The organism is Nocardia sp. NPDC002869 (genome assembly GCF_046764065.1).
Taxonomy (GTDB): Bacteria; Actinomycetota; Actinomycetes; order Mycobacteriales; family Mycobacteriaceae; genus Nocardia; species Nocardia rhamnosiphila.
Genome location: NZ_JBKOOL010000044.1, coordinates 1 through 12,159 on the forward strand (window position 1 = coordinate 1; position 12,159 = coordinate 12,159).

Here is a 12,159-nt window from a genome sequence, read left to right on the forward strand (position 1 = left end):
TGTCACCGGCCAAGGTCGGCAGAACACGGTGGGTGGTGGGGACGGTGGCCTCGCTCAGCATGCCCATCGCTATTTCCGCGAGGTTGCAGGCGGCGATGGCGTGGAAGGTGCCCAGATGGTTGTGCACGCCGAACCATTTGGGGGCTTTGACCTCGCAGCGGCCGGGTTCGAGCCGGACCACCCGGGGCAGCACCGTGGCGAAATACGGCACCCGGGCCACCATCGACAGGGAGAACAGGCCGTGGCCGAAGGGGTTGTCCGGCAGTTTGCGCCAGCCGCGGTAGGTACCGCTCTCATGCGTCATACCGCTATCTTACTCATCGGTAAGATAGCGGTGGCGCGGTATGGTGGCCGCAGCGCCGGACCTCGGCCGACCCCGATTTGAAACGCCTCGGGGGGCTCGTGCATACTGTTCGGGTTGCCTTGCCCCGGGTGGCGGTTGTTTCTGTGAAACGACCAGGCCGGGCGGGGTGAGCAAAACCAGCGAGTACCTCATCGTTCGCCGATGTGGGTACGTCCGGGACGCAGTTCCGAAGGCCACGATCGAAGTTTTCTTCCGGGGCCGAGGAATGAGCGGAGGGGCGACACGCCCGACCGCGTGGACCGGAGAACCATGACAGATGAACAGCGGCACGGACTGGGTTGACCCCTGGTCGTGGTCTCCACTGAGACGTCATCGTGTGTTCGGGCTGTGCAAATGAAGGTGGTACGGACGCCCTAGCCGGTATCCGGATCACGGACGAAAGCGGAGAAAAGGACACTTAGCGTGGCGGGACAGAAGATCCGCATCAGGCTCAAGGCCTACGACCACGAGGCGATCGACGCGTCTGCGCGCAAGATCGTCGAAACGGTGACCCGCACCGGGGCCCGGGTCGTCGGGCCGGTGCCGTTGCCGACCGAGAAGAACGTGTACTGCGTCATCCGTTCGCCGCACAAGTACAAGGACTCGCGCGAGCACTTCGAGATGCGTACGCACAAGCGGCTGATCGACATCCTCGACCCGACGCCGAAGACGGTGGACGCGCTCATGCGCATCGACCTGCCGGCCAGCGTCGACGTCAATATCCAGTGACGGGGACTCGAGACATGACTGACAACAAGAGCAGGCCCGCGGCCGGCATCCTGGGCACCAAACTGGGCATGACCCAGGTGTTCGACGACAAGAACCGGGTCGTCCCGGTCACCGTCATCAAGGCCGGACCGAACGTGGTCACCCAGATCCGCACCGTCGAGCGCGACGGCTACAGCGCCGTGCAGGTCGCCTTCGGTGCCATCGACCCCCGCAAGGTGAACAAGCCGGAGTCCGGCCAGTTCGCCAAGGCCGGTGTCACCCCGCGTCGCCATGTCGCGGAGATCCGGATCGCGGATGCCTCCACCTTCGAGGTCGGCCAGGAGATCTCGGCCGCCGCTTTCGAAGAGGGCACCTACGTCGACGTCACCGGCACCAGCAAGGGCAAGGGTTTCGCCGGCACCATGAAGCGTCACGGCTTCCGTGGCCAGGGCGCCTCCCACGGTGCGCAGGCCGTGCACCGTCGCCCGGGTTCCATCGGTGGCTGCGCCACCCCCGGCCGCGTGTTCAAGGGCATGCGCATGTCGGGCCGCATGGGTAACGACCGCGTCACCACGCAGAACCTGTCGGTTCACAAGGTCGATACCGAGAACGGCCTGCTGCTGATCAAGGGTGCGATCCCGGGTCGCAAGGGCGGCGTCGTGATCGTCAAGAGCGCCGTGAAGGGTGGTGCGCACGCATGAGCAGCTCCGCTGTGAGTACGAAAAAGGCGAGTACTGAAAACAAGTCCGCCGTCCTCACCCTGCCGGTGAAGGAACTGGGCGGTAAGACCAACGGCACCGTCGATCTCCCCGCGGAGATCTTCGACGTGACCGCCAATATCGCGCTGATGCACCAGGTGGTCGTGGCCCAGCAGGCCGCTGCCCGCCAGGGCACGCATTCCACCAAGACCCGCGGTGAAGTCCGCGGTGGTGGTAAGAAGCCGTACCGGCAGAAGGGCACCGGCCGCGCCCGCCAGGGGTCGACGCGTGCTCCGCAGTTCGCCGGTGGTGGCATCGTGCACGGCCCCAAGCCGCGTGACTACAGCCAGCGCACCCCCAAGAAGATGATCCAGGCCGCCCTGCGTGGTGCGCTCTCGGATCGGGCGCGTAACGAGCGGATCCACGTGATCAGCGAACTCGTCGCGGGCCAGGACCCCTCGACCAAGACCGCGAAGACCTTCCTGTCCGAGCTCTCGGATCGCAAGAAGTTCCTGCTGGTCGTCGGCCGCGATGACATCGCCGCCTGGAAGAGTGCCCGCAACCTGGAATACGTGCACACCATCGCACCGGACCAGCTGAACACCTACGACGTGCTGGACAGCGACGTAGTCGTGTTCAGCGTCGAGGCGCTCAACGCCTTCGTGCACGGCCCGGCCGAGGCTGCACAGGAGGAGAGCAAGTGAGCACCATCGCCGATCCGCGCGACATCCTGCTGGCGCCGGTCATCTCGGAGAAGTCCTACGGGCTGATCGAGGAAGGCACCTACACCTTCATCGTGCACCCGGACTCCAACAAGACCCAGATCAAGATCGCGGTCGAGAAGGTCTTCGGGGTAACGGTCACCAGCGTCAACACCGCCAACCGTCAGGGCAAGCGCAAGCGGACCCGCTTCGGTTACGGCAAGCGCAAGAACACCAAGCGCGCGCTCGTGACCATCTCGGCCGACAGCAAGCCCATCGAGATCTTCGGAGGCCCGGTCGCGTAGGCGGCGGGGAGTCCAGAAAGCAGAGAAGAACTCATGGCAATCCGTAAGTACAAGCCGACTACCCCGGGCCGCCGCGGGTCGTCCGTCTCGGACTTCGCCGAGATCACCCGGACGACCCCCGAGAAGTCGCTCGTCCGCCCGCTGACCAAGAGCGGTGGCCGTAACGGCCACGGCCGGATCACCACCCGGCATCGCGGTGGCGGTCACAAGCGCGCCTACCGGCTGATCGACTTCCGCCGGCTGGACAAGGACGGCGTGCCGGCCAAGGTCGCTCATATCGAGTACGACCCCAACCGCACCGCCAATATCGCGCTGCTGCACTACCTGGACGGCGAGAAGCGTTACATCATCGCGCCCAAGGGCATCGCGCAGGGCACGAAGATCGAGTCCGGTCCGACCGCGGATATCAAGCCCGGCAACAACCTGCCGTTGCGCAATATCCCGACCGGTACCACCATCCACGCGGTGGAGCTGCGTCCCGGCGGCGGCGCCAAGATGGCCCGCTCGGCCGGTGCCAGCATCCAGCTGCTGGGTAAGGAAGGCCCCTACGCCACGCTGCGTATGCCCTCCGGTGAGATCCGCCGCGTCGACGTGCGCTGCCGCGCCACCGTCGGCGAGGTCGGCAATGCCGAACAGTCGAACATCAACTGGGGCAAGGCCGGTCGTATGCGCTGGAAGGGTCGCCGCCCCACGGTCCGTGGTGTGGTCATGAACCCGGTCGACCACCCGCACGGTGGTGGTGAGGGCAAGACCTCCGGTGGTCGCCACCCGGTCTCGCCCTGGGGTCAGCCGGAAGGCCGTACCCGTAAGCCGAACCGTCCGAGCGACAAGCTCATCGTCCGTCGCCGTCGCACCGGCAAGAAGCGCTAAGGAGGAGGTAAGAAATGCCACGCAGCCTCAAGAAGGGCCCGTTCGTCGACGACCACCTCCAGGCGAAGGTGGACGTGCAGAACGACAAGGGCACCAAGCAGGTCATCAAGACCTGGTCGCGTCGTTCGACCATCACCCCCGATTTCATCGGTCACACCTTCGCCGTCCACGACGGCCGCAAGCACGTGCCGGTGTTCGTCTCGGAGAACATGGTCGGGCACAAGCTCGGTGAGTTCGCGCCGACGAGGACGTTCCGCAGCCACGTCAAGGAAGATCGGAAGAGCAAGCGGCGATGAGCACAGAAACGCAGAATCCGACTGCGCGCGCGACCGCCAAGCACGTGCGCGTGACCCCGATGAAGGCACGCCGGGTCGTGGACCTCGTTCGCGGCAAGCGTGTCTCCGACGCGCTCGACCTGCTCCGGTTCGCCCCGCAGGCCGCCAGCGAGCCGGTCGCCAAGGTCGTGGCCAGTGCCGCGGCGAACGCCGAGAACAACCTCGGCCTCAACCCCGACACCCTGGTCATCTCGACGGCGTATGTCGACGAGGGCGCGACCATGAAGCGTTTCCAGCCGCGCGCCCAGGGCCGCGCGTTCCGGATCCGCAAGCGCACCAGCCACATCACCATCGAGGTCGAGAGCGTCCCCACCGCCGGTGGCACTCGTGGCCGCCGGAAGGGAGGGGCAAAGTAAATGGGACAGAAGATCAACCCCCACGGCTTCCGCCTCGGAATCACCACCGACTGGAAGTCCCGTTGGTACGCCGACAAGCAGTACTCGGACTACGTCAAGGAAGACGTCGCCATCCGTAAGCTGCTGGGCACCGGCATGGAACGGGCCGGCATCTCCAAGGTGGAGATCGAGCGCACCCGTGACCGGGTCCGCGTCGATATCCACACCGCGCGTCCGGGCATCGTCATCGGCCGCCGCGGCGCCGAGGCCGACCGGATCCGCGCCGAGCTGGAGAAGCTCACCAAGAAGCAGGTCCAGCTGAACATCCTCGAGGTCAAGAACCCCGAATCGGATGCGCAGCTGGTCGCCCAGGGTGTGGCCGAGCAGCTGTCCAACCGGGTGGCGTTCCGTCGCGCGATGCGCAAGGCCATCCAGTCGGCCATGCGTTCGCCGAACGTCAAGGGCATCCGCGTGCAGTGCTCGGGCCGCCTCGGTGGCGCCGAGATGTCGCGCTCGGAGTTCTACCGCGAAGGCCGCGTCCCGCTGCACACCCTGCGTGCCGATATCGATTACGGCCTGTACGAGGCCAAGACCACTTTCGGTCGTATCGGTGTCAAGGTCTGGATCTACAAGGGCGATATCGTCGGTGGCAAGCGTGAGCTGGCCGCCCCGAGCGCGCCGGCCGGGGATCGCCCGCGCCGGGAGCGTCCGAACCGCCCGCGTCGTTCCGGTTCCTCCGGCACCACCGCGACCAGCACCGAGGCCGGGCGCGCCGCTACCGCGGTGGCCGAGCCCCCGGCAGAAAAGCAGGAGGGCTGACCAATGCTGATGCCCCGCAAGGTCAAGTTCCGCAAGCAGCATCACCCGAGCCGTAGCGGTCTCGCCAAGGGCGGCACCTCGGTGACGTTCGGTGAGTTCGGTATCCAGGCACTGGAACCGGCCTACGTGACCAACCGGCAGATCGAGTCGGCGCGTATCGCGATGACCCGCCACATCAAGCGTGGCGGCAAGATCTGGATCAACATCTACCCGGATCGCCCGCTCACCAAGAAGCCGGCCGAAACCCGTATGGGTTCCGGTAAGGGTTCGCCGGAGTGGTGGATCGCGAACGTCAAGCCCGGTCGCGTGATGTTCGAGATGAGTTACCCGAACGAGGAGACCGCTCGTGAGGCCCTGCGCCGCGCGATGCACAAGCTCCCGATGAAGTGCAGGATCGTGACGAGGGAGGAGCAGTTCTGATGGCAACCGGTACCCCTGCCGCAGAGCTCCGCGAGCTGACCGAGGAGGAGCTCGTCTCCCGCCTGCGTGAATCGAAGGAAGAGCTGTTCAACCTGCGCTTCCAGATGGCGACCGGTCAGTTGACCAACAATCGCCGGCTGCGTGTGGTGCGTCACGAGATCGCGCGTATCTACACGGTCATGCGTGAGCGCGAGCTCGGTTTGGCCACTGCCCCCGCGGACAAGGGAGATGCGGCATGAGTGACAAGGTGGAGGAGCAGCGCAGTACCCGCAAGGTGCGGACCGGCTACGTTGTTTCCGACAAGATGCAGAAGACGATCGTCGTCGAGCTGGAAGACCGTCATCGGCACAAGCTCTACGGCAAGATCATTCGCACCACCTCCAAGGTGAAGGCGCATGACGAGAACGAGACCGCCGGTGTCGGCGATCGCGTGCAGCTGATGGAGACCCGGCCCACGTCGGCCACCAAGCGGTGGCGGCTGGTCGAGGTCCTGGAGAAGGCCAAGTAAGGTCGCTCTTCGGCTGAGAAGGTCGTAAACGTAAGGCCCGCTTCCCGGTTGGGAGGCGGGCCTTCGTTGCTCTCCGGGCGCGGCTTGTTTCGGCACGGACCTCGACTGCGTGGCGGATGGTACCATATGTGGCATGATGAAGACCACCGTGTACCTCCCAGAGGAGTTGGAGGTCCGGCTCGATGCGGAGGCTGCGGCGACCGGTGTGAGCAAGGCCGAACTCATCCGCCGCGGTATCGCGATGCTGCTGGATGCCTCCGACCGTCCACGCGCCAACGCCCCATTGCCGGTCTTCCGCAGTGGGCGCTCACGCAGCGTCGACGAGATCCGCGATGATGTCTACCACCAGATAAAGCAGCGGTCGGCTCGCCGGTGATCATCGTTGCCGACACCTCTGCGCTGTTTGCTGCATTCGATGCCGACCAGGAGGAACACCAGCAAGCACTGTCGGTGATGGAGCGCGAGATGTTGATCATCTCGCCGCTGGTGCTGACCGAGCTGGACCACCTGACTCGTCGCGATCTCGGCTTTCCCGCGGCGATGAAGATCACCGATGCGCTGCTGGCGCGAACGATCGACGGAAGTTACCGGCTCGCCGAATTGAAACACGTCGACCTGTCCACGGCGCAGGCGGTCCGAGCCGAATATGAAGGACTGCAACTCGACCTTGCCGATGCGGTGGGTGTTGCGCTCGCAGACAAGTACAAGACCGACTGCGTCTTCACACTCGATCAACGCGATTTCCGTGCGATCGAACCGCTGACACCTGGTCTCAGCTCGTTCCGGATCCTGCCTGCGGACATGTAGTGCCCTACGCCCGGAGGCCGAGTCCGGTTGCCCCGGCGAGGCCCACGTGGGCCACCGGGCGGTAGCGGTTGGTCGAGTACGGAAAAGGCGAGGATATTTTTGCTGTCCGGGAGGGACTGTCGTCAGGTGCTGGTCAGGTTGGACGCCCGTCAGCCCGCCGTGGTCATACGGCTGCCCCGCGCCGGTAACGCTCGCCCCATGATTCGAGCAACTCCGCCACCGGCCGCAGGCTCGCGCCGAGTTCGGTGAGGTCGTATTCGACCTTCGGTGGTACTTCGGCGTAGACCGTGCGGTGGACCAAGCCGTCGGCTTCGAGTTCGCGGAGTTGGCGGGTGAGCATGCGCTGGGTGATGGTGGGCATGGCGCGGCGGAGTTCGCCGAAGCGCAGGGTGCCGTCGAACAGATGGTTGACGATCGCCATCTTCCATTTGCCGCCGACCACTTCCATCGCGGCTTCGACCGTGCAGTAATCCGGTACGTCCTCGTGCATGTGACCTCCATGGGTATACGGAATGTGCCTACCGCACAGAAAAGACCGTACTTGTACGAAGGGTGGGTAGCGCGGAATCTGTTCCCGAAGCGGTTTCCGGCGAGTGCGAGGAGTTCCTGTGACCATCCATCCTGTTCTGTCCGAGGTGCGGATCGGCGCGTTGCGGTTGCGTAATCGGGCGGTCGTGGCGCCCATGTCGCGGGTGAGTACCGCGGGTGACGGCGTGGCCACGGACGCCATGGCGGAGTACTACGCGGAGTTCGCCGCGGGTGGGTTCGGGCTGATCACCACGGAGGGGACCTATATCGACGCCGAGTTCAGCCAGGCCTACCCGGACCAGCCCGGGATCGTGACCCAGCGCCAGATCGAAGCGTGGCGGATGGTCACCGACGCGGTGCACGCGGCGGGTGGGGTGATCGCCTTGCAGTTGATGCACGCCGGTGCGCTCGTGCAGGGCAATCATTACGGCGACCGGAGTATCGCGCCGTCGGCGGTGCAGCCGTTGGGGGCCAAGATGGCGGCGTACGGCGGCGAAGGTCCGTTCGCGTTGCCCGAGGCGGCGACCCGCGCGGATATCCGCCGGATTGTGGGCGGGTTCGGTGCGGCGGCCGAGCGGGCGCGGGCGGCGGGGTTCGACGCGGTGGAGATCCACGGCGCGAACGGGTATCTCATCGACCAGTTCCTCACTGCCTACACCAATCAGCGGGACGACGAGTACGGCGGCGATCCGGTGGGCCGGGTGCGGTTCGCGGTGGAAGTGGTGCGGGCGGTACGGACGGCGGTGGGGCCGGAATTCCCGGTGGGGCTGCGGCTCTCCCAGACCAAGGTCAACGATTTCGCCTATCGGTGGTCCGGGGCGGGGGAGGCCGAGACGATCTTCCGCGCGGCCGGCACGGCGGGGGTCGACTATCTGCATCTCGCGAGCGAGGGCCGGGACTGGTACGACACCGCCGTCCTGGACTCCGGAGAGACCGTTACCCGGCTGGCCCGGTCGGTCACGGGGCTGCCCGTGATCGCCAACGGCGGTATGCACGGGCCCGAGCTCGCGCGGACGGTACTCGAGGAAGGGCACGCGGATCTGGTGGCGCTCGGGCGCGGCGCGCTCGCGAACCCGGATTGGCCGCGGGTGATCGCGCCGGGGGACCGGCCGGCCGCTTTCGATCGCGGGATGCTCGATCCTGTGGTGACGCTCGCCGGTCAGCGCGCCTGGGCTCGGGCGCGGCGCGAACAGGTTTCTGTGGTCCGATAGCGCAGTGGCGACTGGTCGCTCCGGAGGCATTCCTGCCGCCGAGGTGAGCGCTGTTCACCATGTGTGTTCCGGCACCCGAAATGTGATATAGGGGAGGGCGGTTGACGTCCCCAGGGTCCACGGCGCTACGGTGTACGAGCTATGAGGGACGCTGCGACAACGATTTCGGGGGCCTGGCGGATCGACGACGGTACAGCGGTTACCTTCCGCGATGCCGCGGTGGCCTGGGCGATGGCCGCGCACGAGGTGCTGGCCGAGACGGCGACGGAGTACGGATACTTCGTCACCGTGCAGGAACTCGCCGACCGGGTACAGGAGATGTCAGGGGTGCACACCGATGCCCCGACCCGCACCTGGATGGACGCGATCCTGCGCAAAGTCGCCCGGCGCTGCCACAATGCGGGCGAGCCGCCGCTCACGGCCCTGTGTGTGAAACGCAATCTGAAGGTCAGCGACAGTTACAAGTACGTGCTGGAGCTGGCGGCGCTACCGGTGCCGGCCGATATCGAAACCCACGCCGCGTACGCGCGCTGGGCCTGCTACGCGGCCCACGGTGCCGATGTGCCCGCGGACGGCGGCACCCCGCCGCTGATCCCGCGCGGTGGTAGCGCCCGGCGGACGGTCGCCACCACCCGCACCGCCACGACCGCGCACAAACCGGAAACCGGAGCCCGCACGGTGGTGTGCTCCAGCTGCTTCATCCAGCTCCCGGCCACCGGTATCTGCGAACACTGCTGATCCCGCGGCCGGCGGGCTCACACCAGGGTCGTATGCCAGAGGAGCGCGGCGGTCAGGGCGCCGGCCCCATTGACCGCCCAGTGCAGGGCGATGGGTGCCAGCAGGCTGCCGCTGCGATGGCGTAGCCAGGTGAACACGACTGCGGCGGCCGCGGTCGCGGCGACGGCGATCAGCACCCCGGCGATTCGGCCGGCGGGCCCGCCGCCGATCAATTCGGACAGGCCCCGGTTACCCGCGGTGAGCCCGAGGGACGAGGCGATATGCCAGAGCCCGAAGAGCAGTGATCCGGCGGCGAAGACGCCCCGGGCGCCCCACGCCCGATCGAGGGTGCCGTGCAGGACCCCGCGGAAGGCGAGCTCTTCGGGGATCACCGTCTGCAGCGGGATCACGATCATCGAGGCGATGAGCGCGCCGGAGATGGTGGCATAGCGGTCGGCCAGGAAGAACGGGCGGGTCAGCGGGAGCGCGGCGCCGATGACCACCGCTGCCAGCACCACCCCCACCGCGCCGAGCGCGTATTTGGTCCCGGTCCGCCAGTGCCGGGGCGACAGGCCCAGCTCCGACCAGTGCAGGCCGCGCCGGCGCATGAGACCCAGCAGCACCAGGGCGGCGATCGGCACGCTCACGATATTCGCCCACGCGGTGGTGAAATGGGCGATCAGATTGGTGCAGGTGAGCACCACCACGACGACCGCCACATCGGTGTAGGCGTGGACTCGGGGGCGCGGAGCAGCTGTTTCCTCGGTAACCGGCTGGAGCATTCGGCCCAGTGTACGGACGGTCGGAGAGCACGCGGTGCGGGCTCGAACACGACAGGGTGGGTTCGGCGGGCCCACCCTGGCCGACCCGGTCGATGCCGGTCGTGGCAGCTCGGGGCGATCGGCGCCCCGGTCTGCCCGGGATATTCAGGAACCGGGGGCGGGTTCCACGTCCCCGGCCCAGCCCTGCGGATCGGTCCAGGCCTGCAGGCTGCGGCCGCTGTCGAAGCGTCTGTTCTCGCCCGTCACCGGGTCGGTGAATTCGAGGGTGGCGGCCAGCAGCTGGAGCGGGCGAGTGAAATCGTCGACGGATTTATCGGTGATCACCGGATAGAAATCGTCGCCGAGGATGGGGATGCCCAGTGAGTTCATGTGCAGGCGCAACTGGTGGGTGCGTCCGGTCGCGGGGAGCAGCCGGTAGCGGGCGATATCGCCGCGCCGTTCGATGAACTCGATCCGGGTCCGCGCGTTGGGCGCTCCGGCCACCTCCTGCGCGGCCAGAACGTGCTTCTCCTTGATGATGCGGCTCTCCAGAGACAGCGGGAAGACCAGTCCGCTGCGGAATCCGGCGACAGCCTCGTATTCCTTACGGACCCGCTGGCGCTGGAACAGCGTCTGGTAGGCGCCGCGGCGGGCCGGGTCCACGACGAACAACACCAGACCGGCGGTGGCGCGGTCGAGACGATGCGCGGGGATCAGATCGGGCAGGTCGAGTTCACGGCGCAGCCGGACCAGGGCGGTCTGCAGGATATGACTGCCGCGCGGAATGGTGGCCAGGAAATGCGGTTTGTCGGCGACCAGGATGGTGCCGTCGCGGTAGACGATCGGCAGGTCGAAGGGTACCGGTTTCTCGTCGGGCAGATCGCGATGGAACCAGACCGCGCCCCCGGGCGCATAGGGTGCGTCGGGCGTGAGCGGCCCCGCCAGATCGACGATCTCGCCGGCATGCAGCATTTCGTCGATGCGCGCGGGATCGACGCGGGGCAGCCGATGGACCAGATGGTCGCGTACGGTCGCCCAGTCGCCTTCTTCGGGCAGCCGCAACCGGGCCGGGTCCAGCCCGAACCGCTTCGGCAGCGGCGGCTGCTGCCTTCTTCTCACCGGTCGCAGCATAGTCCGCGCGGCCCGGGCGCCGGCCGGGCCGCCCGCGGCCGGTGACGGCGGTTACTTCCAGTAGCCCTGGGCTTTGATCTGCGTTTTCGGCAGCGCGTGGGTGGACCGCAGGCTCTTCACGATGGCGCGGGTGCTGGCGGTGTCGCAGGCGACCCAGGCGAAGGCATCCGGGGCGACGGTGAGCTGTTCGGCCTGCTCGCGCATGGCACGGCCGTCGTCGATGCGCTGGATCCACGTGACCTCGTGGTGCGGTTTGTTGCGGACCGGCAGGCCGGTGTCCGATTCGTACTGCCATTCCAGCCAGACGCGGGCCGGGACGTCGCCGATCGATTCGAGCAGCGTGTTGATCGCCGGTAGGGAAGCGGAATCGCCGAAGATCACGTACTCGCCGGGTGCGGTCGCGGGCAGTTCGAACTTGGAACCCAGTACCGAGGTTTCGATGACATCGCCGACCTGCGCACGTTCGGCCCACTGGCTGGCCGGTCCGCTGTGCACGGCGAACTCGATGTGGAAATGGTCGTTGTCGGGGTCCTGGTCGATGAGGGTGTAACCGCGGTGGTGCAATTTGTCGGTTTCGGCGTCGGGGATCCACAGCCGGATGAACTGCGTGGGGTGCACCGGGTGATCGGCCAGTAGACCCCCGGCGGTGAAGCCGATGCGGACGTACTTGTCGGTGAGCCGCTCCGTGGAGGTGACGGTCAGCCGGTAGTCGTCGGCCCGCCACACCTTCATGATTACGCCATTACTGCCTCTACCCATAAAGGTTAGCTTAACCTAACTATGCGCCCGGGTCGGGCCTTCCGGAGCCGGTGCGGCATAGCATGCGGACTGATCCGGCACGAACGTTCGCGGGCCGGCGGCCGGCGACTGGAACAGCCTGTCGCATAGGGGATCGGCGGTAGCGGGAATGTCACCACGGGTGTGCGGGGATCCGCGCAGCCAGCGGAACGCGGTGTGTTGGC

General features: G+C 66.8%; 20 protein-coding genes. 15 read left to right on the top strand and 5 right to left on the bottom strand.

The features are described from left to right. On the bottom strand, positions 1 to 304 hold a 304-nt coding region (locus ACLML9_RS11165; RefSeq protein WP_411945449.1), incomplete at its 3' end, for a DUF4442 domain-containing protein. Positions 305 to 766: 462 nt separating this feature from the next. Here ACLML9_RS11165 and rpsJ point away from each other — a divergent pair. From rpsJ to ACLML9_RS11230, 13 genes are all read left to right on the top strand, one after another. Then, on the top strand, positions 767 to 1,072 hold the full coding sequence (rpsJ, locus tag ACLML9_RS11170; RefSeq protein WP_003938093.1) for a 30S ribosomal protein S10: 306 nt from the start codon (positions 767 to 769) through the stop codon (positions 1,070 to 1,072). A 14-nt stretch (positions 1,073 to 1,086) separates the two neighbouring features. Then, a complete protein-coding gene (gene rplC, locus ACLML9_RS11175) occupies positions 1,087 to 1,752 on the top strand; it encodes a 50S ribosomal protein L3 (RefSeq protein ID WP_411945450.1) in 666 nt (221 codons plus the stop codon). Continuing rightward, positions 1,749 to 2,453: a 50S ribosomal protein L4 gene (gene rplD / locus ACLML9_RS11180; protein WP_411945451.1), complete on the top strand. Its 705-nt coding sequence runs from the start codon at positions 1,749 to 1,751 to the stop codon at positions 2,451 to 2,453. The genes rplC and rplD overlap by 4 nt, the downstream gene beginning before the upstream one ends. Then, positions 2,450 to 2,755: a 50S ribosomal protein L23 gene (gene rplW, locus ACLML9_RS11185; protein WP_357422066.1), complete on the top strand. Its 306-nt coding sequence runs from the start codon at positions 2,450 to 2,452 to the stop codon at positions 2,753 to 2,755. The genes rplD and rplW overlap by 4 nt, the downstream gene beginning before the upstream one ends. Positions 2,756 to 2,788: 33 nt before the next feature. Then, complete coding sequence (gene rplB / locus ACLML9_RS11190; RefSeq protein WP_411945452.1) at positions 2,789 to 3,625, top strand: 50S ribosomal protein L2; 837 nt, start codon at positions 2,789 to 2,791, stop codon at positions 3,623 to 3,625. A gap of 14 nt (positions 3,626 to 3,639) precedes the next feature. Next, positions 3,640 to 3,921, top strand: a complete 282-nt coding sequence (gene rpsS, locus ACLML9_RS11195; RefSeq protein ID WP_030522695.1) for a 30S ribosomal protein S19 — start codon at positions 3,640 to 3,642, stop codon at positions 3,919 to 3,921. Then, on the top strand, positions 3,918 to 4,316 hold the full coding sequence (gene rplV / locus ACLML9_RS11200) for a 50S ribosomal protein L22 (protein ID WP_030522694.1): 399 nt from the start codon (positions 3,918 to 3,920) through the stop codon (positions 4,314 to 4,316). Before rpsS ends, rplV begins: the two co-directional genes overlap by 4 nt. Further along, a complete protein-coding gene (gene rpsC, locus ACLML9_RS11205; RefSeq protein WP_265802594.1) occupies positions 4,317 to 5,114 on the top strand; it encodes a 30S ribosomal protein S3 in 798 nt (265 codons plus the stop codon). A 3-nt stretch (positions 5,115 to 5,117) separates the two neighbouring features. Then, positions 5,118 to 5,534 carry a 50S ribosomal protein L16 gene (rplP, locus tag ACLML9_RS11210; RefSeq protein WP_062999052.1) on the top strand — a complete coding sequence of 139 codons (417 nt, stop codon included), beginning with the start codon at positions 5,118 to 5,120 and terminating at the stop codon, positions 5,532 to 5,534. Beyond that, the gene (gene rpmC, locus ACLML9_RS11215) at positions 5,534 to 5,773 is read left to right on the top strand and encodes a 50S ribosomal protein L29 (RefSeq protein WP_030522691.1); all 240 of its coding nucleotides are present in this window, start codon (positions 5,534 to 5,536) and stop codon (positions 5,771 to 5,773) included. The genes rplP and rpmC overlap by 1 nt, the downstream gene beginning before the upstream one ends. Continuing rightward, the gene (rpsQ, locus tag ACLML9_RS11220; RefSeq protein WP_030522690.1) at positions 5,770 to 6,042 is read left to right on the top strand and encodes a 30S ribosomal protein S17; all 273 of its coding nucleotides are present in this window, start codon (positions 5,770 to 5,772) and stop codon (positions 6,040 to 6,042) included. Before rpmC ends, rpsQ begins: the two co-directional genes overlap by 4 nt. A 133-nt stretch (positions 6,043 to 6,175) precedes the next feature. Continuing rightward, positions 6,176 to 6,418: a ribbon-helix-helix protein, CopG family gene (locus tag ACLML9_RS11225; protein ID WP_411945453.1), complete on the top strand. Its 243-nt coding sequence runs from the start codon at positions 6,176 to 6,178 to the stop codon at positions 6,416 to 6,418. Next, on the top strand, positions 6,415 to 6,849 hold the full coding sequence (locus ACLML9_RS11230) for a type II toxin-antitoxin system VapC family toxin (RefSeq protein WP_411945454.1): 435 nt from the start codon (positions 6,415 to 6,417) through the stop codon (positions 6,847 to 6,849). Before ACLML9_RS11225 ends, ACLML9_RS11230 begins: the two co-directional genes overlap by 4 nt. Positions 6,850 to 7,012: 163 nt before the next feature. On the opposite strand, the gene ACLML9_RS11235 is transcribed toward ACLML9_RS11230, so the two are convergent. After that, the gene (locus ACLML9_RS11235; protein ID WP_411945455.1) at positions 7,013 to 7,339 is read right to left on the bottom strand and encodes a winged helix-turn-helix transcriptional regulator; all 327 of its coding nucleotides are present in this window, start codon (positions 7,337 to 7,339) and stop codon (positions 7,013 to 7,015) included. A gap of 118 nt (positions 7,340 to 7,457) precedes the next feature. Here ACLML9_RS11235 and ACLML9_RS11240 point away from each other — a divergent pair, with 118 nt between their 5' ends. Together ACLML9_RS11240 and ACLML9_RS11245 are read left to right on the top strand one after the other, a co-directional pair. Further along, a complete protein-coding gene (locus tag ACLML9_RS11240) occupies positions 7,458 to 8,588 on the top strand; it encodes a tRNA-dihydrouridine synthase (protein WP_411945456.1) in 1,131 nt (376 codons plus the stop codon). A gap of 141 nt (positions 8,589 to 8,729) precedes the next feature. Continuing rightward, positions 8,730 to 9,326: a hypothetical protein gene (locus tag ACLML9_RS11245; protein WP_411945457.1), complete on the top strand. Its 597-nt coding sequence runs from the start codon at positions 8,730 to 8,732 to the stop codon at positions 9,324 to 9,326. A 17-nt stretch (positions 9,327 to 9,343) separates the two neighbouring features. On the opposite strand, the gene ACLML9_RS11250 is transcribed toward ACLML9_RS11245, so the two are convergent. From ACLML9_RS11250 to ACLML9_RS11260, 3 genes are all read right to left on the bottom strand, one after another. Beyond that, complete coding sequence (locus ACLML9_RS11250; RefSeq protein ID WP_411945458.1) at positions 9,344 to 10,087, bottom strand: lysostaphin resistance A-like protein; 744 nt, start codon at positions 10,085 to 10,087, stop codon at positions 9,344 to 9,346. Between the two features lie 144 nt (positions 10,088 to 10,231). Beyond that, complete coding sequence (locus tag ACLML9_RS11255) at positions 10,232 to 11,185, bottom strand: RluA family pseudouridine synthase (protein WP_411945459.1); 954 nt, start codon at positions 11,183 to 11,185, stop codon at positions 10,232 to 10,234. Positions 11,186 to 11,248: 63 nt separating this feature from the next. After that, a complete protein-coding gene (locus ACLML9_RS11260; RefSeq protein ID WP_411945460.1) occupies positions 11,249 to 11,956 on the bottom strand; it encodes a siderophore-interacting protein in 708 nt (235 codons plus the stop codon). Between the last annotated feature and the right edge of the window lie 203 nt (positions 11,957 to 12,159).

Excerpts from the sequence above, each read along its gene's own strand:
- rplV (WP_030522694.1), top strand. The coding sequence starts at position 3,918 with ATGAGCACAGAAACGCAGAATCCGACTGCGCGCGCGACCGCCAAGCAC.
- rplC (WP_411945450.1), top strand. The coding sequence starts at position 1,087 with ATGACTGACAACAAGAGCAGGCCCGCGGCCGGCATCCTGGGCACCAAA.
- rplP (WP_062999052.1), top strand. The coding sequence starts at position 5,118 with ATGCTGATGCCCCGCAAGGTCAAGTTCCGCAAGCAGCATCACCCGAGC.
- rpsQ (WP_030522690.1), top strand. The coding sequence starts at position 5,770 with ATGAGTGACAAGGTGGAGGAGCAGCGCAGTACCCGCAAGGTGCGGACC.
- ACLML9_RS11235 (WP_411945455.1), bottom strand. The coding sequence starts at position 7,339 with ATGCACGAGGACGTACCGGATTACTGCACGGTCGAAGCCGCGATGGAA.
- rplD (WP_411945451.1), top strand. The coding sequence starts at position 1,749 with ATGAGCAGCTCCGCTGTGAGTACGAAAAAGGCGAGTACTGAAAACAAG.
- rpsC (WP_265802594.1), top strand. The coding sequence starts at position 4,317 with ATGGGACAGAAGATCAACCCCCACGGCTTCCGCCTCGGAATCACCACC.
- ACLML9_RS11260 (WP_411945460.1), bottom strand. The coding sequence starts at position 11,956 with ATGGGTAGAGGCAGTAATGGCGTAATCATGAAGGTGTGGCGGGCCGAC.
- ACLML9_RS11245 (WP_411945457.1), top strand. The coding sequence starts at position 8,730 with ATGAGGGACGCTGCGACAACGATTTCGGGGGCCTGGCGGATCGACGAC.
- rpsS (WP_030522695.1), top strand. The coding sequence starts at position 3,640 with ATGCCACGCAGCCTCAAGAAGGGCCCGTTCGTCGACGACCACCTCCAG.
- ACLML9_RS11225 (WP_411945453.1), top strand. The coding sequence starts at position 6,176 with ATGATGAAGACCACCGTGTACCTCCCAGAGGAGTTGGAGGTCCGGCTC.
- rplB (WP_411945452.1), top strand. The coding sequence starts at position 2,789 with ATGGCAATCCGTAAGTACAAGCCGACTACCCCGGGCCGCCGCGGGTCG.
- ACLML9_RS11250 (WP_411945458.1), bottom strand. The coding sequence starts at position 10,087 with ATGCTCCAGCCGGTTACCGAGGAAACAGCTGCTCCGCGCCCCCGAGTC.
- rpmC (WP_030522691.1), top strand. The coding sequence starts at position 5,534 with ATGGCAACCGGTACCCCTGCCGCAGAGCTCCGCGAGCTGACCGAGGAG.